This window comes from Saccharothrix longispora (assembly GCF_030852425.1).
Classification (GTDB): domain Bacteria; phylum Actinomycetota; class Actinomycetes; order Mycobacteriales; family Pseudonocardiaceae; genus Actinosynnema; species Actinosynnema longispora.
In genome coordinates this window covers 757,409-778,500 of sequence record NZ_NSDM01000001.1, presented here as the reverse complement: position 1 = coordinate 778,500, position 21,092 = coordinate 757,409, and the positions used below count along the sequence as shown (strand labels likewise).

25 protein-coding genes and 1 tRNA gene are annotated in these 21,092 nt (G+C 71.9%); 10 read left to right on the top strand and 16 right to left on the bottom strand.

The features are described 5' to 3' along the window. The first annotated feature begins 61 nt into the window (after positions 1–61). Positions 62–1,300, top strand: coding sequence for a cytochrome P450 (locus CKY47_RS03980; protein WP_306744209.1), 1,239 nt, complete (start codon positions 62–64; stop codon positions 1,298–1,300). Between the two features lie 193 nt (positions 1,301–1,493). After that, complete coding sequence (locus CKY47_RS03975) at positions 1,494–2,024, top strand: DUF6879 family protein (protein WP_371320603.1); 531 nt, start codon at positions 1,494–1,496, stop codon at positions 2,022–2,024. 9 nt (positions 2,025–2,033) lie between these two features. On the opposite strand, the gene CKY47_RS03970 is transcribed toward CKY47_RS03975, so the two are convergent. From CKY47_RS03970 to CKY47_RS03960, 3 genes are read right to left on the bottom strand one after another with little or no spacing between them, the layout of a single operon-like run. Next, the gene (locus tag CKY47_RS03970) at positions 2,034–3,053 is read right to left on the bottom strand and encodes a glycerophosphodiester phosphodiesterase (RefSeq protein ID WP_306744207.1); all 1,020 of its coding nucleotides are present in this window, start codon (positions 3,051–3,053) and stop codon (positions 2,034–2,036) included. Positions 3,054–3,078: 25 nt separating this feature from the next. Then, positions 3,079–3,345: a DUF397 domain-containing protein gene (locus tag CKY47_RS03965; RefSeq protein ID WP_306744206.1), complete on the bottom strand. Its 267-nt coding sequence runs from the start codon at positions 3,343–3,345 to the stop codon at positions 3,079–3,081. A 14-nt stretch (positions 3,346–3,359) separates the two neighbouring features. Continuing rightward, the gene (locus CKY47_RS03960; RefSeq protein ID WP_306744205.1) at positions 3,360–4,187 is read right to left on the bottom strand and encodes a helix-turn-helix domain-containing protein; all 828 of its coding nucleotides are present in this window, start codon (positions 4,185–4,187) and stop codon (positions 3,360–3,362) included. 90 nt (positions 4,188–4,277) lie between these two features. Here CKY47_RS03960 and CKY47_RS03955 point away from each other — a divergent pair, with 90 nt between their 5' ends. Continuing rightward, entirely contained in the window at positions 4,278–4,529 is a 252-nt protein-coding gene (locus CKY47_RS03955) for a hypothetical protein (RefSeq protein WP_306744204.1), read from the top strand. A 92-nt stretch (positions 4,530–4,621) separates the two neighbouring features. Further along, the gene (locus CKY47_RS03950; protein WP_306744203.1) at positions 4,622–5,806 is read left to right on the top strand and encodes an HNH endonuclease signature motif containing protein; all 1,185 of its coding nucleotides are present in this window, start codon (positions 4,622–4,624) and stop codon (positions 5,804–5,806) included. 10 nt (positions 5,807–5,816) lie between these two features. Here the strand turns inward: CKY47_RS03950 and CKY47_RS03945 are convergent, their stop codons facing one another. The 8 genes from CKY47_RS03945 to CKY47_RS03910 form a co-directional block, all read right to left on the bottom strand. Beyond that, complete coding sequence (locus CKY47_RS03945; RefSeq protein ID WP_306744202.1) at positions 5,817–6,722, bottom strand: DUF4328 domain-containing protein; 906 nt, start codon at positions 6,720–6,722, stop codon at positions 5,817–5,819. Between the two features lies 1 nt (position 6,723). Further along, positions 6,724–7,071, bottom strand: coding sequence for a rhodanese-like domain-containing protein (locus CKY47_RS03940; RefSeq protein WP_306744201.1), 348 nt, complete (start codon positions 7,069–7,071; stop codon positions 6,724–6,726). Between the two features lie 90 nt (positions 7,072–7,161). Beyond that, positions 7,162–8,769 (bottom strand): monocarboxylic acid transporter, encoded by a 1,608-nt coding sequence (locus CKY47_RS03935; RefSeq protein ID WP_306744200.1) that lies wholly within the window; start codon positions 8,767–8,769, stop codon positions 7,162–7,164. Continuing rightward, entirely contained in the window at positions 8,766–9,113 is a 348-nt protein-coding gene (locus CKY47_RS03930) for a DUF485 domain-containing protein (protein ID WP_371320602.1), read from the bottom strand. Before CKY47_RS03930 ends, CKY47_RS03935 begins: the two co-directional genes overlap by 4 nt. A gap of 296 nt (positions 9,114–9,409) precedes the next feature. After that, entirely contained in the window at positions 9,410–11,161 is a 1,752-nt protein-coding gene (locus CKY47_RS03925; protein ID WP_371320618.1) for a sodium/solute symporter, read from the bottom strand. Positions 11,162–11,196: 35 nt separating this feature from the next. Further along, positions 11,197–11,637 (bottom strand): hypothetical protein, encoded by a 441-nt coding sequence (locus CKY47_RS03920; protein ID WP_306744198.1) that lies wholly within the window; start codon positions 11,635–11,637, stop codon positions 11,197–11,199. Next, positions 11,634–12,506 carry a LytR/AlgR family response regulator transcription factor gene (locus CKY47_RS03915; RefSeq protein ID WP_306744542.1) on the bottom strand — a complete coding sequence of 291 codons (873 nt, stop codon included), beginning with the start codon at positions 12,504–12,506 and terminating at the stop codon, positions 11,634–11,636. Before CKY47_RS03915 ends, CKY47_RS03920 begins: the two co-directional genes overlap by 4 nt. 61 nt (positions 12,507–12,567) lie before the next feature. Continuing rightward, positions 12,568–13,431 carry a S49 family peptidase gene (locus tag CKY47_RS03910; RefSeq protein ID WP_306744197.1) on the bottom strand — a complete coding sequence of 288 codons (864 nt, stop codon included), beginning with the start codon at positions 13,429–13,431 and terminating at the stop codon, positions 12,568–12,570. A gap of 53 nt (positions 13,432–13,484) precedes the next feature. On the opposite strand from CKY47_RS03910, the gene CKY47_RS03905 reads away from it, so the two are divergent. Next, a complete protein-coding gene (locus CKY47_RS03905) occupies positions 13,485–13,652 on the top strand; it encodes a hypothetical protein (RefSeq protein WP_306744196.1) in 168 nt (55 codons plus the stop codon). 18 nt (positions 13,653–13,670) lie between these two features. Here the strand turns inward: CKY47_RS03905 and CKY47_RS03900 are convergent, their stop codons facing one another. The 5 genes from CKY47_RS03900 to CKY47_RS03880 form a co-directional block, all read right to left on the bottom strand. Then, positions 13,671–14,930, bottom strand: coding sequence for a sensor histidine kinase (locus CKY47_RS03900; RefSeq protein WP_306744195.1), 1,260 nt, complete (start codon positions 14,928–14,930; stop codon positions 13,671–13,673). 143 nt (positions 14,931–15,073) lie between these two features. Further along, positions 15,074–15,361: a hypothetical protein gene (locus CKY47_RS03895; RefSeq protein WP_306744194.1), complete on the bottom strand. Its 288-nt coding sequence runs from the start codon at positions 15,359–15,361 to the stop codon at positions 15,074–15,076. Between the two features lie 83 nt (positions 15,362–15,444). After that, a complete protein-coding gene (locus CKY47_RS03890; protein WP_306744193.1) occupies positions 15,445–16,308 on the bottom strand; it encodes an Fpg/Nei family DNA glycosylase in 864 nt (287 codons plus the stop codon). A 27-nt stretch (positions 16,309–16,335) separates the two neighbouring features. Beyond that, positions 16,336–16,770, bottom strand: a complete 435-nt coding sequence (locus CKY47_RS03885) for a DUF983 domain-containing protein (RefSeq protein WP_306744192.1) — start codon at positions 16,768–16,770, stop codon at positions 16,336–16,338. An 85-nt stretch (positions 16,771–16,855) separates the two neighbouring features. Then, positions 16,856–18,250, bottom strand: a complete 1,395-nt coding sequence (locus tag CKY47_RS03880; RefSeq protein ID WP_306744191.1) for a sigma-70 family RNA polymerase sigma factor — start codon at positions 18,248–18,250, stop codon at positions 16,856–16,858. A gap of 249 nt (positions 18,251–18,499) precedes the next feature. On the opposite strand from CKY47_RS03880, the gene CKY47_RS03875 reads away from it, so the two are divergent. The 5 genes from CKY47_RS03875 (at position 18,500) to CKY47_RS03855 (ending at position 20,869) form a co-directional block, all read left to right on the top strand. After that, positions 18,500–18,898, top strand: coding sequence for a DUF7674 family protein (locus tag CKY47_RS03875; protein ID WP_306744190.1), 399 nt, complete (start codon positions 18,500–18,502; stop codon positions 18,896–18,898). Between the two features lie 27 nt (positions 18,899–18,925). Then, positions 18,926–18,998 (top strand) — tRNA-Gly (locus tag CKY47_RS03870). A gap of 130 nt (positions 18,999–19,128) precedes the next feature. Next, the gene (locus CKY47_RS03865; protein ID WP_306744189.1) at positions 19,129–19,554 is read left to right on the top strand and encodes an OsmC family peroxiredoxin; all 426 of its coding nucleotides are present in this window, start codon (positions 19,129–19,131) and stop codon (positions 19,552–19,554) included. A 121-nt stretch (positions 19,555–19,675) separates the two neighbouring features. Beyond that, entirely contained in the window at positions 19,676–20,083 is a 408-nt protein-coding gene (locus CKY47_RS03860; RefSeq protein WP_306744188.1) for a hypothetical protein, read from the top strand. A 60-nt stretch (positions 20,084–20,143) separates the two neighbouring features. Next, a complete protein-coding gene (locus tag CKY47_RS03855; RefSeq protein WP_306744187.1) occupies positions 20,144–20,869 on the top strand; it encodes a hypothetical protein in 726 nt (241 codons plus the stop codon). The last annotated feature ends 223 nt before the right edge of the window (positions 20,870–21,092 follow it).

Genomic DNA, 21,092 nt, shown 5'->3' with positions numbered 1-21,092 from the left:
GGTCAACTCGACTACGTCATGTCACAGCTCGCTCAATGTTTGAGTGGACAACCACACTCGGATGGACGCGAGCACAGCTCAAGACCTACCGTCCGTGACCGTGACCGTGACGTTCGACCAGCGCGACCCCGCCTTCATCGCGGACCCGTACCCGGTGTTCGCCGCCCTCCGCGAGCAGGGGGACGTGCACTGGCACGAGGACATGGGCATCGCCGTGGCGGTGTCGCACGCGGCGTCGTCGGCGGTGCTGCGGCACCGGGCGCTCGGGCGGATCTGGACGGACGCGACGCCGCTGGAGCGGTTCGGCTCGTTCAACCTGCTGCACCGCAACTCGCTGCTGGAGAACGAGCCGCCCACGCACACCAGGCTGCGCAGGCTGGTGGCCGCCGCGTTCGGCCGCGGTCACGTCGAGCGGTTGCGCCCGTGGATCGCGGACCTGGCCGACCGCCTCGTGGACGGGCTCGTGGCGGAGGTCGACTCCGCGGGCTCGGCCGACCTGCTGGCCCACGTCGCCTCCCCCCTGCCGGTCGAGGTGATCGCCGAGCTGCTGGGCGTGCCGACCGACGACCGGCCGCTGCTCCAGCCGTGGTCGAACGCCATCGTGAAGATGTACGAGTACGGCCTGGCCGAGGACAAGCGGGACGCGGCCGAGCGGGCGGCGGGCGAGTTCGTGGCGTACCTGCGCGACCTGGTGGCGCACCGCCGGGCGAACCCGGGCGACGACCTGGTGTCGGACCTGGTGGCGGTGACCGACACCGACGGCGCGAAGCTCACCGTGGACGAGCTGGTGGCGACCGCCGTGCTGCTGCTGATGGCGGGCCACGAGGCGACGGTCAACGTCATCGGCAACGGCGTGCGGGCGCTGGTGGACCACCCGTCCGAGTGGCAGCGGCTCCTCGACGACCCCGCCCTCCTGCCCACCGCGGTCGAGGAGCTGATCCGCTACGACTCGCCGCTCCAACTGTTCGAGCGCACGGCGACCGAGCCGGTCACGATCGCGGGTCACGTGGTCGAACCGGGGCGGAAGATCGCCGCGCTGCTCGGCGCGGCGGCGCGCGACCCGCTCGTCTTCGCGAACCCGGACGTCCTCGACGTCGGCCGCACCCCGAACCCCCACCTGGGCTTCGGCATGGGCATCCACTACTGCCTGGGCGCACCGCTGGCCCGCATCGAGGTGCAGGCGGCCGTGTCCTCCCTGACCCGCAAGCTGCCCGGCATCGCCCTGGCCGCCCCGCCCCGGCAGCGGGCCGAGTTCGTCATGCGCGGGGTGCACGAACTGAGGCTGACGCGGGAGCGGTGACCGGCGCGGCGCGCGACCGCGCCTCGGCGGAAACCGGCGGACAACGTGAGCGAAGAAAAGTCACGTTCGCCTCGTTCGACTGAATAATTCCCACGTTCGGTTGAATAAATTCCACGTCCGACTGAGTAGAACGCGTTCGAGGTTTACACATTCGGGGCTGCACCCGGGACCGATTTCCCGTTAACGTGTGGCCATGCGATCAGGTGCGCGGGAATCACGGTGGATTACGGACGAGGACTGGGCCGACATGTGGGGCCGGTTCACCACGTCGGCGTTCCGCCTCGAGGTGCGCCCCTCGTACTGGACCGGCGACGACCTGGTGGAACAGTACACCGGGGGCCGTCCCATGCCGGTCGGATTCAACGCGCCGTGGCACAACCGGCTGCGCGTGCACCGGCAGGCGGGCAGGTCCGTGCAGCGGGTGCGCCTGGTGGACGAGCGGTTGACCGAGTACCAGCGCTGCCAGTTCGAGTGGGAATACCCGGGAAACGTGCGCTCCGGCGAGGACGTGCGGGTGATCTGCTCCCGCGACGAGGTCGCCGCGGAATTGCCCCGGCAGGATTTCTGGCTGTTCGACGACAGCACGGTCGTGCTGCTGCACCACCGGGACGACGGGCCGGTCCGCCGCGAACCGCTCGACGGCGACCCGGCCGAGTACGTGCGGTACGCGGAACTCGCGCTCGCGCACAGCACGCCGTTCCGGTTCTACCCGAAGATCGGGTGAGCGCGGGGGTCAGCGCGCCGGGTACGCCCGGGGGAGCCTGAAGCCGCGCTCGGCCATGACCTCGCGCAGGCGGTCCGGGTAGTCGGTGATGATGCCGTCCACGCCGTCGTCGATCAGCTTGTGCATGGTGGCCTGGTCGTTCACCGTCCAGGGGATGACCTTCAGGCCGTGCCGGTGCGCCTCGTCCACCAGGGTTTTCGTGGTGAACGGGACGTAGCCGGGGTCGTTCACCGTGCCGTTCTGCGGGTTGCCGTGCACCGGCGACAGGGCGGACGCGCCGAAGCTCTTGACCGCCTCCACCACGCTGCCGCCGAAGTCGGCCAGGTCGAGGCCGCCGGTCCACGGCGAGCCGGGGCGCAGGAACTCGGGCTGGGTGAGGGCGACGAGCGGGATGCGCGGCTCGGCCCTGCGCCACAGCATCAGGGTGCCCCAGTCGAACGACTGGACCGTGACGTTGCGGTGGAAGCCGGAGCGGCGGATCGCGCGGGACGTGACCTCGACGAACTGCTCGCGCGGCGCGGTCTCGTGCGGCGCGGCGGCCTCGACCTTGGTCTCGATGTTGAACTTCACGTCCCACGCCCGGTGGCGTCGGGCCAGGGCGAACACCTCGGCGAGCGTCGGCATCCGCGCACCCGGCGAGAGTTCCTGGTCCGGGTACTGCGACCAGCGCCGCGACCCGCAGTCGAGGGTGCGGACCTGCGCGAACGTCAGGTCCTTCACGTACTTGCCCGCGTACGGGAACGCCGGGTCGCCGGGGGTGGCGGGTGCCGTGTCGACGCACTTGGCGGGGTTGGTCCTGCGGTCGTGGGTGACGACCTCGCGGCCGTCCCTGGTGATCTGGACGTCGAGTTCGAGCGTGGTCACGCCGAGTTCCAGCGCCTTGCCGAACGCGGCCAGGGTGCTCTCGACGGTCAGCCCGATCCCGCCCCGGTGGGCTTGGAGGTCGAACGACTTCCGGGGGTGGCCGTGCGCGGCGGCCACGCCGGGGACGAGGAGGGACAGGACCAGTGCCGCCACGAGTGCCCGCATGGCGTCCACCGTGGCACGGGTGGGGTCAGGAACCCAACCGCCGCAGGAAGAACGCCCACCGAACGGCGGGGAACGCCAACGTTGCGGCGGTCGGGTTCTTCGAGTCCCGGACGCCGACGACGGGGCCGGTCGACGCCACCTCGACGCAGTTCGCGTTGCTGGCACCGCTGCTCCGGCTGCTCTTCCGCCACACCGCGTTGACGAACGCCACTTCGACGCAGTTGGTGTTGCTCGCGCCCCCGCTGCGGCTGCTCTTGCGCCACACCGCGCCAGTGAAGTCCACTGTGGACATATCCGTCGCCTCTTTCACTCGGTCAGGACCCGCTCGACGAGGGCGATCGACTCCGCGAGGCCCAGCGCTTGGGAAGCCAGGTGCTCGAACTCCAGCCTAGCCTCGCGGAGCTGGTTCCCCTCCTCGATGTGCACGGCTCCCACCATGTGCTCGATGAACAGCACCGGCGGTTCGAGGGGATCGGCGAAATCGAGCAGCGCGAAGCTGCTCACCATGCCCGCGTGGGCGCCACCGGCGTCGGCGAGGATGCGGATCGACACGTTGGGCAGGTCCGCCACCTCGCGCAGGTGGCGCAACTGCTCGCGCATCACCTCGGCGCCGCCAACCACCTTCCGCAACGCCGCCTCGTCGATGATCGCGTCCAACCGCAGGGGGTTGCGCGGGTCCACCAGGCGCTCCTGCCTGATCCGGCGTACCCGGATGTCGTTCTCCAGCCGGCGCTTCGTACGGCCCAGTCGGTGCGCCGCGAACAGCGCCCGCATGTGATCGCCGGTCTGGAGCAGACCGGGGATCACCAGGAGCGAGAGTTCGCAGACTTCGACGGCTTCCGTCTCGACGTCGACGTAACCCTGGTTCTCGATGCCGAAGGTGGTCCACCAGCCGGGCTCCCTCGCCCGCACCGCCTGGTCCAGCAGGTCCGGGTCGTACTGGTCGTACAGGTCCATCATCGACTTGGCGAGGTGGACGTCCAGGATCGTCTCGCCGCGCTCGATCCGGTGCAGCGTCGACCTGGTCCGGTACAGGGCCTTCGCGGCGTCGTCCAGGGTCAGCTTGGCCGCGATCCTCATGCGGGCGAGCTTCTTGCCCAACCGGCGGCGGCGGAACGGGGGTGGAGTGGGCACGCGTCAGCATGGTCCGGCGGGATCTCCGGGTGTGGGATTCCCGGTTCACCCCTTGGGTTGGAGCGGATCTCCCGTCGGACAGTCGGTCCCGTGGAAGCGAACCTCTTCAGCCTCGTGGACGCCGCCGACAGCACGCGCATCTTCGCGTGGGGCATGGAGATCATGGAGGAGGACACGACGACCGCCGTGGTCTACCGGCGTGATCCGGTGACCGGGCGCACGATGCTCGGCCAGCACCGGTCGGCGGAGTCGGCGCTGGCCCGGTACGGCCGGCGCGTACCACTGGTCCTGGTGTGGGAGTTCGACGAGGAGGAACCGCTTGGGAACAGTGGTCCGGCGTGACGTTCGCCCGCCTCCCGATCACCCTCTGACTCCGCCTGTTTCACCTGATCAAGTGATGAAATGGGTACAGGTGTTCGAATAGCGTGGCAGGTATGGAGATCGCGCCCGCGCTGCTGACCGACGACGGTGTGTTCGACGCCGTCGTCGAGACCGAAGCCGCGCTGCGGACGCTGCACGTGCGGCGACTGCGGCTGCTGGCCGAGGTGCTGCGGCGCGGGCTCGACACCGACACCTACCGGCGCGTCGTGCGCGCCGACCCGCGCGAGGTCAAGCGCTGGACCACCCAGGCGACCCTCTTCCTGCCCTCCACCAGCCCCACCGGACAACCGCTCCCGCCCCTGCACCCGGTGACCGGTGCGGTGGTGGGGGAACTCTCCGACGGACACCTGACCGAACTGGCGCGGGCCATCTCGCTGCGCCTGCCGGACGGGTCGGAGGAGATCCTGGTCGAGGCCGCTCGATCGGTGGAGCCGAAAGCGGTGCGGCAGCTCGCCGATCGGATTCGCGACCGCGCCGAGCAGGACCGCGTGGACGAGGTGGACGAGCCCGCCGCCGAGACCGGCGACGTGCTGCACCTGCGCGACCTGCCCGGCGGACGGCTGGAGTTCTTCGGCGAGCTGTCCGCCGAGAGCGGCGCGCGGTTCACCGCGATGCTCGAACCGCTCTCCGCACCTCGCCCGGACGGCCCGCGTGACGCGGCACGACGCAGGGGCGAGGCGTTCGCCGACCTGATCCACCTCGCGTCACGCTCCACCGACGTGCCCTCGGAGGCCGGAGAGCGCCCGCACATCAGCGTCACCATCGACCACGAGGCCCTGCGCCGGGGCGTCGGGCACGCGTTGTTGGACGGCGACCGCCACCTCAGCGCCGCCCAGGCCCGCCGCATCGCCTGCGACGCCACAGTCCTCCCGGTCGTACTGGGCGGAATGTCCGAAGTACTCGACCTCGGCCGCGCCAAGCGGACGGTGAGCACCGCCCAACGCCGCGCGCTGCACGCGCGTGACCGGGGATGCGCCTTCCCCGGCTGCCACCGACCACCCCAGTGGTGCGACGCCCACCACATCCAGCACTGGGCCGATGGCGGGTCCACCGACCTGGACAACCTCGTCCTGCTCTGCCGCACCCACCACAGCCTCGTCCACCACTCACACTGGCGCGTCGCGACGACCGGCGGGACACCGGTCTTCATCCCACCCCGACACGTCGACCCCGCCCAGAGGCCACGCCAGAACCTGCTCCACCGACCACCCACCCCCACCCCGGCGCTGGCCGCCTGACCCCGTTCGTCTAGCGGGGGGAGCCGGCGGCGCGGAAGGTGCGCAGCTCCGGTGCCGGGGCGTCCTTCACGCCCACCACCCGCATCCGGCGGAACGTGCTCGGGTCCACCGGCAGCAGGCACGTCGTGGTGCGGCGCACGACCACGGCGGTGACGATCGCCACGGCGACGGCCAGGAGGTCGGCCACCGCGTGCAGCAGCACGCCGTCCGCCATGGCCTGCACGCTGTCGCGGAACGACCAGGCGATCGTGAACGCGGAGAACAGGCAGGTGAACGCCCACAGGCCCCACCACCAGCGGATCAGCCGGGACGGTCGCGGGCGGGCGTCGACGGGCAGGCGCAGGGCGGCGTGCTCCAGCTCGGCGGCGACCGAGCCGGGCACGACCAGGTTGACGCCCGGGATGAACAGGCTGACCAGGACTTCGGTGTCCGAGCGGGACGGGGCGTAGCCGGCGGCGCTCGCGGCGGCCCGGCGGGCCCGGCGCAGCCACAGCAGCGTGAACACCACCGCCATCGCGGTCGCCACCAGCATCACGACCGACGAGGACACGACCATCGCGTCCGACACGCCGACCGTGGACTCCGACAGCGCGCCGTAGCGGCTGAGCAGGAGCAGGACGTAGCGCCAGATCTCGCTGCCCGCGGCCCACAGGCCGGTGAGCGCGGCCAGGCCGAGGGCGTGGGAGGCGGTGCGGGCCAGCCGCTGGACCCGGTCGACCGAGTCGGCGGGCTCGTCGGCGTCCACCGCCACGGACGTGGGCCAGCGCCACGCCAGCAGCGGGAAGCCCCAGCGCGGCGGCACCGGGTAGGACGGCGGTCCCGCGTAGTCCTGGCGCGGCCGGCCGAGGTCGCGCCGCTGGTAGGCGCCGGGCGGCGGGGTCGCCACCCAGTCCACGCGCATCGGCCGGAGCGCCACGTCAGATGACCTCGGGGTCCGCGCCGTCGACCTCGGCGACCAGCGGACGGCCCTGGGCGGCCCAGACCTGCATGCCGCCGTCGACGTTGGTGGCCTCCCAGCCGTTGGCGTTGAGGTACTGGGTGACCCGCGCCGACCGGCCGCCCGCGCGGCACACGACGTAGAACTCGCTGTCGCCGGGCAGCTCGTCCAGGCGGCCCGCCAGTTCGCTCATCGGGATGTGCAGGGCGCCCGGGGCGTGGCCCGCGGTCCACTCGTCGGCCTCGCGGACGTCGAGCAGCACCTTCCCGGCCGGGAGTTCGGCGGGCACTTCGGTCACTTCAACGGTGGGAACGGTCACGGTCACCATGCTGCCACGTCCCTGATGAACGGGGGATGAGGAGCACGCCGGCCGCCCTCCCCGGGAGGAGGACGGCCGGCGTGGTCCCGGAGGAAGGCCCTAGTGCGCGGTGGCCTTCTCGGCGCCGACGCCGGTGAGCGCCCGCACCTCCATCTCCGCGTACTTCTCCTTGTCGTTCTCCTTCGACGTCACCGTGCCGACGTAGCCGAGGATGAACGCCACCGGGATCGACACGATGCCCGGGTTGGACAGCGGGAACAGGTCGAAGTCCGCGTTCGGGAACATGGACGTCGGCTTCCCGGACACGGCCGGCGACAGGACGATCAGGGTGATGGTCACCGCGAGGCCGCCGTAGATGCTCCACAGCGCGCCGGAGGTGTTGAAGCGCTTCCAGAACAGCGAGTAGAGGATGGTCGGCAGGTTCGCCGACGCCGCCACCGCGAACGCGAGCGCCACGAGGAACGCGATGTTCTGGCCGTTGGCCGCGATGCCGCCGAGGATCGAGACGATGCCGATGACGATGGCGGTGCGCCGCGCCACCTTCACCTCGGCCTCCTCGTCGGACTTCTCCTTGACCGCGCCGTCGTGGCCGTTCTTGCGGATGATGTTGGCGTAGATGTCGTGCGCGAACGACGCCGACGCGGTGATCGTCAGGCCCGCCACCACGGCGAGGATCGTGGCGAACGCGACCGCCGCGATCAGGCCGAGCAGCAGCGGCCCGCCCAGGGCCTCGGCGAGCAGCGGGGCCGCCGAGTTCGCGCCACCGGGTGCCGCCCGGATCGCGTCGGGGCCGACCAGCGCCGCCGCGCCGTAACCCAGGACCAGCGTGAACAGGTAGAACAGGCCGATCAGCCAGATGGCCCAGACCACCGAGCGGCGGGCCTCCTTGGCGGTCGGCACGGTGTAGAAGCGCATCAGGATGTGCGGCAGGCCGGCCGTGCCGAGGACCAGGGCGAGGGCCAGCGACAGGAAGTCGAGCTTCGAGGTGCCGGTCGCGCCGTACTGGAGGCCGGGGCCGAGGAGCTTCTCGCCGGCCTTCGGGGCGTTGTCGACGGCCGCGCCGAGCAGGCCGGACAGGTTCAGGCCGAACTTGGCGAGCACCCACACCGTCATCACGCCGGCGCCGATGATCAGCAGCACCGCCTTGATGATCTGCACCCAGGTGGTGCCCTTCATGCCGCCGATGAGGACGTAGGCGATCATCAGGGCGCCGACGACGGCGATCACGAGGGCCTGGCCGAGCTTGCCGGTGATGCCGAGCAGCAGGGCCACCAGGCCGCCGGCGCCCGCCATCTGGGCCAGCAGGTAGAAGAAGGACACGGCCATGGTGGACGTCGCCGCGGCGGCGCGCACCGGGCGCTGGCGCATCCGGAAGCTGAGGACGTCGCCCATCGTGTACTTGCCGGTGTTGCGCAGCAGCTCCGCGACCAGCAGGAGCGCGACGAGCCACGCGACGAGGAAGCCGATGGAGTACAGGAAGCCGTCGTAGCCGTTGAGCGCGATGGCGCCCGCGATGCCGAGGAACGACGCGGCGGACAGGTAGTCGCCCGCGATGGCGACGCCGTTCTGCGGGCCGGTGAACGCGCGGCCGGCGGCGAGGTAGTCGGCGGCCGTCTTCGTGTTCCGGCTCGCGCGGATGACGACCACCAGGGTCGCCGCGACGAACAGGCCGAAGATGCCGATGTTGAGCCAGGGGCTGCTGTTCACGCCCGACCCCCTTCGATTTCGCCGCGGAGCTTCTCCGCCTTGGGGTCGAGGTTCTTGTTGGCGTGGCGGACGTACAGCGTGGTGATCGCGAACGTCGACACGAACTGCAGCAGGCCGAGGATCAGGCCCACGTTGATGTTGCCGAAGACCTTCGTCGACATGAAGCCGTGTGCGTAATCGGCGAGGAGGACGTACAGCAGGTACCAGGCCAGGAACAGACCGGCCATCGGGAACACGAAATTGCGCAGTCGGCGCCGCAGCTCCTTGAAGTCCGCGCTCTCCTGCACCTCCACCCAGTTGTGAGCGCCCTGGGTGTCGGGGTTGTGCTGCTCAGAGGTGCTCACGGTCCCCTCCTCGCGTGTTTGACGACGGTGTGAACGGCACGTAAGGCCTCCTGGTGCGTTCCTGATACGCCGTGCACCGTAAGGAGACCTGGCTCACGTCTGAAAGACTCCGGACGTGGCCTTGCGCTCAACTGTCGAGTGATGCGATGAGCGGTATGAATGCTGAGACGAACTGCCACTCGGGTGATCGACATCACCGTTAGCCGGATCGGTGGGCTTATCTTCACCCATTCGAGACCTTCACATACTCCCTGCTACCGCGTCTGCGGCTGAACGGGAGCGTGCCGACCGACCCGCTAGGACGACGGGCCGTCGCCGCGTGCGCCGTCCTGGAGCGCCTTCTCCTCGGCCGTGCCGAACCGCTGCACGACGCGGTCGCGGATGAAGCCCAGCGGGTCCGGCGCGTGGAAGCGCAGCAGGATCTGGTTGACGTCCTCGGGCCTGCGCCGCGACGTCAGGCCGCTGATCACGACCATGGTCAGGAACGCCACCGGCACCGTCACCAGCGCCGGCTGGGAGAACACCGAGGGCGCCCAGTCGCCGGTGTACGAGCTGACCACCGTGACGACCTGCGAGCCGATCACCAGGCCGCCGCCGACCACCATGCCCGCCATCGCGCCGACCCAGGTCAGCCCGCGCCACCAGATGCCCAGCACCAGCAGCGGGCAGAACGTCGACGCGGCCAGCGCGAACGACATGGCCACGGTCAGCGAGGCGTCCGAGCGCGGCAGCACGAGCGCGAGGCCGATCGCGAACGCGCCGGTCAGCACCGTGGCCCAGCGGAAGTCCCGCACCTTGCCCGGCAGGATGTCCGTCGACACCACCCCCGCCACCGACACGACCAGCCCCGACGAGGTGGACAGGAACGCGGCGAACGCGCCCGCCGCCACCACCGCGCCCAGCACCTGGCCGAGCAGGTCGGGCCGCATGGTCGTGGGCAGCAGCAGCACGGCGGCGTCCGTCTTCCCGGTCACCAGCAGCTGCGGCAGGTACTGGCGCGAGATCACGCCCAGCACCGTGGGGAACAGGTAGAACAGGCCGAGCAGGTAGATCACGTGCAGCGCGGTCCGGCGGGCGGCCCGGCCGTCGGGGTTGGTGTAGAAGCGGACCAGCACGTGCGGCAGGCCCATCGTGCCGAGGAACGTCGCGAAGATCAGCGAGTAGGTCTCGAACAGCTCGCCCGCGCCGCCGGTCTGCGGGCGCAGCCAATCGGCGTTCCCGGTCGGCGCGCCCTCCACCACCGGCACCGGCGTGCCCGCCGTGAAGCGCAGCTCGGTGCCCGCGCCCACGGTGTGCGTGCCGGTCGTCCAGTACACCTCGCCGTCCGCGGGCGCCCCGTTGACCCGACCGGTCGCGGACAGCTCCAGCGGCACGTCCACGCGCACCCGCACCGGGTCGGTGGTCGTCACCGCCACGTCCTCGTGGAACCGCAGCACGCCGTCCGCGTCGACCGGCTGCGCGCCGTTGCCCGGCCCGGCCGCGAACAGCGTGAACAGCACGAACGTCGGCGCGGCGATGGCGAACAGCTTGCCCCAGTACTGGAACGCCTGCACCAGCGTGATCGCGCGCATCCCGCCGCCCAGCACGTTCACCACCACGATGGCGGTGACCGCCACGCCGCCGAGCCACGCGGGCAGGCCGGTGATCGTGTTCAGCGTCAGCCCGGCCGACTGGAGCTGCGGCACCAGGTAAAGCACGCCGATGCAGATGACGAAGAACGTGCAGAACCGGCGCAGGTTCGACGACCCGAGGCGGGCCTCGGCGAAGTCGGGCAGCGTGTACGCGCCGGACCGGCGCAGGGGCGCCGCGACGAACACCATCATCGCCAGGTAGCCCGCGGTGAAGCCGATCGGGTACCACAGGGCGTCGACGCCGTCCTTGAGCACGAGCCCGGCGACGCCCAGGAACGACGCGGCCGACAGGTACTCCCCCGAGATCGCGGCGGCGTTGCGGGTCGCCGGGATGGCGCGCCGCGCCACCAGGAAGTCCGGCGTGGTGTTCGCCCGGCGGGAGCCCACGTAGCCCAGCAGGAACGTCAGCGTGGCCATCACGACGACGAGCCCCAGGCTCCACAGGTTCTGGATCACCGGTCCACCGAGTTCACGAAGTCCTGCTCGTGCCGCTCGGCGAGCCTGCGGTAGGCGTAGCCGACGCCGTAGCACAGCGGGAACGGCAGCAGGCCCAGCAGCACCCACGGCAACCGGACGCCCAGCAGGTGCACCTCCGACAGCTGCGGGACTGCGTGGAACAACGCCGGCAGCGCCGCGAGGAGCAGCAGGGTCGTGCCGCCGAGGGCGAGGCCGGTGCGCAGCTGCTGGCGGATCAGGTCGCGGATCAGCTTCTCGCCGACGCTGGTCTGCTCCTCCAGCTCGATGATGGTGCGCAGCACGCGGCCGCGCCCCTTCGGGTCGGCGAGCACCACCCGCCTGCGGCGGTTCTTGCGCGCCGCGACCGGCGGCCAGGCGTCGCGCTCGGCCGGTTGCGGCTGGTCCGGTTGCCCGGGCGGGCCGGAGTGCTTGGTCATCCCCAACTGCTCTTGGGGGGGCGCACGAGCCGTTCCTTCAGCTCACGCGTGTGCCGCCGGCTCACCGGCAGCTCCTTCGCGTCGTCACCGGAGCCGATCACCACCGCGTACCCGTTCGACGTCATCCGCAGCTCGGTCACCAGCGGCAGCGCCACCAGGTAGGACCGGTGGATGCGCACGAACCCGGCGTTCTCCCAGCGGTCCTCCAGCTGGGCCAGCGGGATGCGCACGAGGTGGCTCGCGCCGTCGTTGGTGTGCAGGCGGGCGTAGTCGCCCTGCGCCTCCACGTACCGGACGGTCGCCCGCGGCACGAGCTTGATCGTGCCGCCCAGCTCGACCGGGATCACCTCGTCGTCCTGCGGCTCGGCCGCCGAGGTCTGCTCGGGCACCGCCACCGGGGTCGACGCGACCCGCTCCACGACCCGCGAGATGGCCTTGTTCACGCGGTCCTCGTTGATCGGCTTCGTCACGAAGTCCAGCGCGCCCACCTCGAAGGCGACCACGGCCTCCGAGTGCTCGACGCCCGTCACGAACACCAGCGCCGGCGGCGCGCGGAACGCGCCCAGCACGCGCGCGAGGTCGGTCCCGCTCAGGCCGGGCATGTTGATGTCCGCGAACACCGCGTCGACCGGCGGCACGCCGGCCTCCTGGCGCTCCATCACCTCGGCGTCGTAGTCGCCGCGCAGGATGCGCAACGCCTCGGCCGCGTCGAAGGCGGTGAGCACGCGCCTGATGTGCGGGCTGCCCTCGAGCAGGTACTTGATCTCGCTCAGCCCCGGGGCCTCGTCGTCCACCGCCAGGACGAGGAGGCCGTCGTGGGGGCCCTTCGGGGAACCGGGGTTCTTTGGGGTACTCACTGTGCCGCGCATCTTGCCCATCGAGCGGGGTCGCTGTCTACGCCGGTCGCCGGTCCCGGTGCGTGCCGTGACCTCACAAGCCGAATCGCGACCAGCGCGCCCGCTCCTCCAACGCGGCCAACCCCTCCAGCAGGAAGTCCCCCGATCGGGTGGAGGCGCCGGCCATGCCGAGGCGGGCGAGCAACGGGCGACGGGGCTCGGCGACGGCGATCTCGGCGTCCGGGTAGCGCTTGGCCACGACGCCGCGCAGGGTGCCGACCCCGTCGACCAGGCCCAGTTCCAGCGCCTTCGCGCCGGTCCACACCTCGCCGTTGAACAACTCGTCGTCGGTGCCCTTGAGCTTGGCGCCGCGGCGTTCCCGGACCCAGGCGACGAACTGCTCGTGCAGCTGCGCCTGGAGGCCCTTGAGCCACTCGACGTCCTCGGGCTTCTCGGGGGAGAACGGGTCGAGGCGCACCTTGTTCTCGCCCGCCGCGTGCACGCGGCGCTCCACGCCGTACCGCTCGATCAGGCCGTTGAGCCCGAAGCCCGAGCTGACCACCCCGATCGAGCCGACCAGCGACGTGCCGTGCGCGTAGACCTCGTCGCCCGCGCAGGCCAGCCAGTAGCCGCCGGAGGCCGCGACGTCCTCGCAGAACGCCAGGACCGGCACCCTCTTCTTCGCCGCCAGCTCGCGGATGCGCTCGGCGACCAGCGCGGACTGGGTGGGCGCCCCGCCGGGCGAGTTGATCAGCAGGGCGACCGCGACGAGCCGGTCGTGGTCGAACGCGCGCGTCAGCGCCGTCTCGACGGTCTGCACGCTGATCGTGTTGCGCGCCATCGGCGTCGGCGTCGGGGTGATGACGCCGTGCAGGCGGACGGCGGCCACGACGGGTCCGCGCTCGGTCCGCTCGCCGACGATCCTGGGCAGCCGGGCGATCTTGTCCGTCACGCTCATGCCACGACCTTACGTGCAGTGGCACGGGCGGGTGGCGGGGCTAACATCGCCCGGTGACGTTCAACCCGATCCGGTGGCTGGAACGCTACGTCGAGTGGTGGGACGTCCGGGGCAAGAAGAACCCGGACGGGCCGACGACGATGCACGTCTACTGGATGTGGATCACGTGGTCGGTGTGCGCCGTGATGGTGGTGGCCTCGCTGGCGGTGGCCGCCGAGTGACGTCCCGGACCGCCGGGCTCAGGCCCGGACCGCGGGCTGCTCGGTGGTGTCCTCCAGGCGCGGCGGCACCAGCGGCAGGTTCGTGCGCACGCCCTTGCTGTACTTGGGGATCTTCAGGATGATCTTCATGCCGGCGTCCGGGGCGGTCTCCACGACGAGCGCGTAGTCGTCGCCGAACACCGCCCGCATCCGGTGGTTGATGTTGCCCAGGCCCACGTGCGCGCCGGTCTGGTGGGCGTCCTTGAGGTCCTCGAACAGCCGGTCCGGGTCCATGCCGACGCCGTCGTCCTCGACCGAGATCAGCGCTTCGGCGCCGTTGTCCTCGGCGATGATCGTGAGCAGCCCGCCGCCGGGCTTCTTGGCCAGGCCGTGCCGGACCGCGTTCTCCACCAGGGGTTGCAGCACCAGGAACGGCAGCACGACCTGGAGCACCTCGGGCGCGATCCTGAGCCGCACGTTGAGGCGCGGCCCGTACCGGGCCTGCTCGATGGTCAGGTAGCGGTGGATGTTGGTCAGCTCGTCGGACAGCGTGGTGAAGAAGCCGTCCGTGCGGAACGAGTAGCGGGTGAACTCGGCGAACTCCTGGAGCAGCTCGCGGGCGTGCGCGGGGTCGGTGCGGATCAGCGACGAGATCGTGTTGAGCGCGTTGTAGACGAAGTGCGGCGAGATCTGCGCCCGCAGCGCCCGGACCTCGGCCTGCGCCAGCGCCTGCCGCGACTTCTGGAGCACCTCCAGCTCCAGCTGCGTGGACACGAACCGCGCGGTCTCCTCGGCCATCCTGATCTGGCGCTTGTTCGCCACGCCGCTGACCACGATCAGCGTGCCCGCGACCTCGCCCTCCACCACCAGCGGCACGATCACCGCGCTGTGCAGCGAGCACGGGCCGGGCAGCTCGCAGTCGAGCTTGCGGTGCTCGACGTGCTCCTTGTGGCCCTCGCCGATGGCGCGCTCGATGTAGGTGCGCAGGAACTCGTAGTGGTCGTTCGCGCCGCCGTCCCACGACAGGAGCGTGCCCTCGTGGTCGGTGATGCCGACGGCGACGCAGCGCAGCATCTCCCGCAGGTGCGGGGTGGCCTTGTCGGCGGCCTCCTCGGTCAGGCCCTCGCGCAGGTCGGCCGACGCCTTGGACATCCGGTGCAGCATGTCCATCACGGCGTCCTCGACCGAGGTGCTCACCCGGCGGGCGCGGCAGAGCATCACGAACAGGCCGAGGACGGCGAGGGTCGCGATGACGCCGAGGACGGCACGCTCGGTCAGCAGGTCACGCACGGCGTCCATGCTGTGCCGTGGAGGCCGCGGAGGCAAGGGGATCGACGCCCGGAGACGTGCACGTCCGATGAATTGGCGGCGACCGCGCCCCTTTACCTTCCCGATCGGGTGACATCAGGGCGATACGACTACGGAGGGTGAGCGCGGTTCGCTCACCGGACCGCGCCCCGCCGGCCTCGGTCGACCGCCTGCGAGGACGAGGTGGTGGTCTCCTCGTCGGTGTCGCAGCCGAGGAACGCGAGGAGCTCCTCCATGTCCGGTTCGTCGTACAGGCCGGCCTCCTCCAGGATCTCGCACAGCGTGGTGCGCTCCTGCGCGTCGAAGGTGCCGACCTCGGTACTCGCGGCCGGCGGCGCTTCCGAGGACGCGGCGGCCACTCCGGCGATGGTCGCCAGGCCGAGGGTGGCACCGGTGACGGCGGCGGCGATGCGGATGTTCATGGTTCCTCCACGTGGTCGAGCTGTCACGAGGAGGAGTTGCCGGGAAGAACGGTCACAAGCACGGGTCCACCCGGTCGTGTGACTTACTTGAGCAGGCGTGACATCCGGCGGTCGGCGAGGGGCTTGCCGCCCGTCTGGCACGTCGGGCAGTACTGGAACGCCCGGTCCGCGAACGACACCTCGCGCACCGCGTCACCGCACACCGGGCACGGCAGGCCGGTCCGGGCGTGCACCCGCAGCCCCGACCGCTTCTCGCCCTTCAGCGTCGCCGCGCCCTGCCCCACCGAGCGCGCCACGGCGTCGGTCAGGACCCCGACCAGCGCCTCGTGCAGCCGGTCCAGCGCCTCACCGGACAGCCGGCCCGCCGTCGCGTACGGCGACAGCCGCGCGGTGTGCATGATCTCGTCGGAGTAGGCGTTGCCCACGCCCGCGAGCACGGTCTGGTCGGTCAGCGCCGTCTTCAGCCGCTCGGTGCGGCCGGCGAACAGGTCCTCCAGCTGCGTGCGCGTCACCGAGAGCGCGTCGGGCCCGAGCCGGGCGACGCCCGGGACGTCCCGCGGGTCGTCCACCACCCAGGCGGCCAGGCCCTTCCTGGTGCCCGCCTCGGTCAGGTCGAACCCGGGCCCCCGCCCCGGCGGGCCGAGGTGCACGCGCAGTGCCAGCGGGCCCCGGCCGGGCCTGGGCGGCGCCGCCGACAGGTTCTCCGACCAGCGCAGCCACCCGGCCCGCGCGAGGTGCACCACGAGGTGCAGCCCGCCGCAGTCGAGGTCCAGGTGCTTGCCGAACCGGCCGGCACCCGTCACCTCCCGGCCCTGGAGGTCCGTCCAGGGCGGCGTGAACGTCTTGAGCACCTGCGACGACGCGACGTCCACCCGGTGCACGACGCGGCCGACCGCGTGCTCGCGCAGGTGGTGGGCGAGCGCCTCGACCTCGGGGAGTTCCGGCACCCGACCAGTGTCGCCCGTGAACGGCCGTCAGTCGACCGGCTGGAGCGGGCCGTCGAGGTCGGGCAGCGAGTACATCTCGATCTTGCGGGCCACCTTGGCGACCTCGTCGCGCACGGTCAGCATGCCGCGCACCGTGCCGACCCACCGCTCCGGCGGCAGCTCGTCGGTCTTCTTCGACTCCGCCGCCACCACCCACGGCCGCCGCACCGCCCAGCGGACGGGGAAGAACAGGAAGACCAGGACCAGCGCCACGACCAGCCACGCCGGCACGACCACGTCGGCCGGGGTCCACGCCACGAGCACGACCGCCATGACCACGACGATGGCCAGCATCAGCACACCGGGGCCGTGGCCACCGCTCACGTCGTGCTCGAAATCGGCGTCCCCCGCCGGGTTGCGCCACTGGACCTGGCTGCGCACAGTCCACATCCGGCCGTCGGCACCGCGCACCAGCCGCGTCATCACCGTCTCCTCAAGACGTCGAGCGATCACTCAGCGTGTACCACGCTACCGGGAAAGTCTTGCACCTCGCGGGTGAAACCCGCAGTTACGCGGGTGCGAACGTGGCGGGCGTCGGGTGGAGGGTCACGGTGGTCGGCGTGACGACCCGCCCCCTGCCGGTCGGCCGCGCGGACGGGGTGGTCGTCGTGGCCAGCAGCGTGGTGTCCGACGGCGGCTCGGACGTCGGCGACACCGTCGACGCGCCGGCCCCGGTGGTCGCGCCGGCGGCGGTGGTCCCCGGCGGCGTCGCGGACGACGAGGCGTCGGTCAGCAGGTGGGGACCGGCGTGGCCGGGCGGCGTGGCCGCCTCGCCGGCCTGCTGCCCCGGCACCGCGTCGGGGGTGGTCGTGGTGGGCGCCGCCGGGGGTGCGGTGACCGTGCGGGCCCGGGTCTTCGTGTGCACGACGACCCGGTGGACCGGCGCGGGCGACGTCTCGCTGGTCGCCGTGCCGGTCGCGGTGGGCCCGGTCGTGGGGTGCAGCGCCAGTACGTGCCCGCCGGGCGCGCCGTCCGGGCCGGGCTGCACCAGGGCGGGGCCGGGCGCCCCGGTGAACGTGCCCGCCAGCACGCCGAACACGCCCACCGCCGCGGCCGAGGCCGTCGCGGCGAGCACCAGCTTGACCCGGCTCGTGAGCAGCGCGGCCTTGCCCGCGACGACCGGCGCGAACAGCCCCGTCGTGGCCAGGGCGGTCGCGGCCACCGGCACGGCGGCGACCGCCGCGTGCGCCCGCAGCGACGAGCAGACCTCGGTCAGCTCGGCGTGCAGCGCGTTGCAGGAGGAGCACGTCCGGAGGTGCTTGCGGATGCGCTTGTGCTCGGTGCCCTGCACGCCGCCCGCCACGTACGTGCCGAGCTTGGCCACGACCGAGCTGCACGCGCGCGGGCCGGTGTCCTCGGCCAGGTGCGCCTGGAGGTAGGCCGCGCGCAGCCCCTCGCGGGCGCGGCGGGCCAAGGCGGCCATCGCGTTGGCGCTGAGCCCGTAGCTCGGCGCGACCGCGGCCGGCCGCGCGCCCTCCACCTCGACCTGCCACAGCACGGTGCGCCACCGCTCCGGCAGGCTCGTGAAGGCGCGGGAGATCAGCGTGTGCTCCGGGCGGTTCGCCGTGGCGTCGGGGAACGGCTCGACGCGCTTGCTCAGCTCCTCGTCCTCCACCGGCACGTCCCGCCGCCGCCCGCTCCACTCCCACGCCACCCGGCGCGCGACGGTCAGCAGGTAGGTGCGCACGTGCTCGGTGGGGCCGTTGCCCCGGCGGATCGCCTGGAGCACCCGGAAGAACGCCTCGGCGGTCAGGTCGTCGGCCTCGGCGTGTTCACGGACGTGCCGGAGGGCGAACCGACGAACGGCGTCGGCGTGGTGGGTGAACAGCTCGCCGAACGCGGCGTCGTCGCCCGCCCTGACCCTGGCGAGCAGTTCCCGGTCGAAATCGGCATCTCCGGCCATCCCGCCCGGCACCTCCCGCCCGCACTGTGGTCCGCTCGTCAAGATGCCACAACCGGGTGGTCCACGCTCCGAAGTGATAGCGAGCCGATACCGAAGACCAGCCGGACGGAGTGGGCCGTTCGGGGCAGTCGGAGCGCCCGCACCCCGCAGCGCCCGCGCTCGCGGTCGGTGACGGACCGGTCACGGGTGGGCGTCGGGTGGTGGCCGCCGGGGTCGCGGCGGGCGCCGCGGCGGGTAACCTCCCGCCACGTGGTCGACTGGCGCACGAGGGCATCCGCCCTCCTCCCCGAACTGAGCGCCGTGGTCGAGCGCGAGTCCTGGTCCTGCCACGTGTTCCTGTCGGAGCTGTGGCAGCTCGCGCTGGAGGCGCACCGCGAGGGTGACCGCGAGGTCCTCCGCCGGGTGTACGACTTCGCCCACTGGTGCTTCCGGCAGCCGGAGCGGTTCCTGTCCGACGCGTCGGTGGTCAGCTTCTACGAGCACGTGTTCGACGAGTGGGAGCTGCGCGACGAGGTCGCGCCGTGGCTGCCCGCGGAGGTCGTGGACCGGGTGCGCCCGCTGTGGGAGTGGCGGTGGTCGAAGGAGCGGTTGTCCGAGGTCGACCGCCTGTTGACGGGTACGGCACCCCCCGGTGCGAATGCCGTTTGAGGCATGGTCTATAGTTCTTCGTGTCAGGCGGATGTAGCGCAGTTGGTAGCGCATCACCTTGCCAAGGTGAGGGTCGCGAGTTCGAGTCTCGTCATCCGCTCGTGTGAAAGGCCCCCGGTGTCCGCACCGGGGGCCTTTCGCGTTCCCGATCACCGTCCGGGGCGGGGTCCGCGCACGACCGTTAGGTTTGACGGCGAAGGGTTTTCCTCGTCGAAGACGGAGTTGCAGACATGGCCACCACCCGCAAGGCGACCACGCACTGGGAAGGCAACCTGCTCGAGGGCAAGGGCAGCGTCGCGCTGGAGTCGTCGGGCATCGGCACCTACGACGTGAGCTGGCCCTCCCGCGCGGAGGAGGCGAACGGCAAGACCAGCCCGGAGGAGCTGATCGCCGCCGCGCACTCGTCCTGCTACTCGATGGCGCTGTCGCACGGCCTCGCGCAGGCGGGCACCCCGCCGCAGACCGTGGACACCTCGGCCGAGGTGACGTTCCAGCCCGGCAAGGGCATCACGGGCATCCACCTGACCGTCACCGCGTCCGTGCCCGGCCTGGACGCCGACGCGTTCGCGGAGGCCGCCGAGAACGCCAAGAAGAACTGCCCGGTCAGCCAGGCGCTGGCGGGCACCGAGATCACGCTGACCGCCACCCTCGCGTGACCGCGTGACCGCGTGACCACCGGTACCGGCCCGATACCCGAAGTCTCGGGCCGGTACCAGCCCTACGGGCCGATTTGACCCGGTTGAGGGATGCCGGTAGTGGTGGTCAATGCTCACCGCGATGGGTGGACCCGCCCGGCTCGCCCTCGGCGCCCTCGTCGGGGCGGGCGTCGCGGCGCTCGTCGGCTTCTCCGCGCTGTCCGGCAAGGGCGACCTGCCCGTGCCGCCCGCGCCGTCGGACGTCGGGCACATCGTGGTCGTGAAGGGCAGCGAGCCGCCCAGCCGGGTCGCGACGCCGACCGGTGACGCACCGACGTCGACCACCACCACGACCACCACCACGACCACCGTTGTGACCACCACCACGACCGTGGCTCCCACCACCACCACGACGACCGCGCCGGCGATCACCACGACCACCGCCGCGCCCACGACGACCAGGCAGACCACCACCACGACGCACCGCCCGACCACGACGACGTCGACCACCACGACCACCACGCGCAGGCCGTGCGGGTGGTGGTGCTGACTCGTCCCGTCTGGACTACCGACGGTGTTTTGGCAAGATCGAGGGGTGACGTCAAGCCAGGTGCCCACACAGCCCCAGCGAAGCAACGACACCCCCACGATCCGCATCAAGCCCGTCGCGGTGGTCCCCGAGCCCGCGTGGCCCACGTCCGAGCCGATGACCGCGACCGACCTGAGGCCCGTCGCGCCGCCCGCCGCACCGGTCCCCCCGACGCCCGTCTCCGCCGTGCCGACCACCAGGACCGCCGGCCACGGCGGCGTCGGACGCCCGTTCATCCCGGCGCTGATCGAGCCCACCCCGCCCGACGGGCGTCAGGGCCAGCGCGCCAAGCCGCCGTTCGCGATCCTGCTCGGCGAGCCGCCCGTCCAGTCCAACGGCGTCGCGGCGTCCAACGGCGTCGCAGCGCCGGCCGGGGCCACCGTGCCCGCGACGAAGCCGGTGAACGGCACGCTCCCCGTCGCCGCGCCGGCCCCGGTCCCCGCCCCGGCCCCGGTCCCCACGCCCGCACCGGCTCCCGCACCGGCTCCCGCACCGGTCCCCGCTCCGCCGGTGGACTCGCAGGCGACGACCGTCCTCCCGGCGATCACCGACCTGCCGCCGGCGCCGACCACCCCCAAGCCCCCGGCCGCCGCTCCCGCCGCCGCCCCTGCGCAGCCCCCCGCCCCGGCCTCCTCGACTTCGGCCCCCGCGGCCTCCACGGCCCCCAAGACGCCGCCGACCCCGAAGTCCAAGCTCCGCAAGATCGCGCGCAAGATCGTGGGGCCGACCCTGCTCACGAAGAGGTAACCGCCCGGTTCACGCGGTCCGGGCCGCTCGCGCGCAGAGCCCACCCGGACGACGCCCCGGGCTCCTCGTGGACACCGCGGGCCGACGACGGGGTCCGCACCTCCCAGGCCCCGAGCGCGACGCTCGCGCGTGTGACGCCAGGTTCACGCGGTTCGTGCACCATGGCCACGTCCCGGCTGTGCGGCGGTCCCCGGGGTCGACGCCCGAGGCCGAACGGTGGACC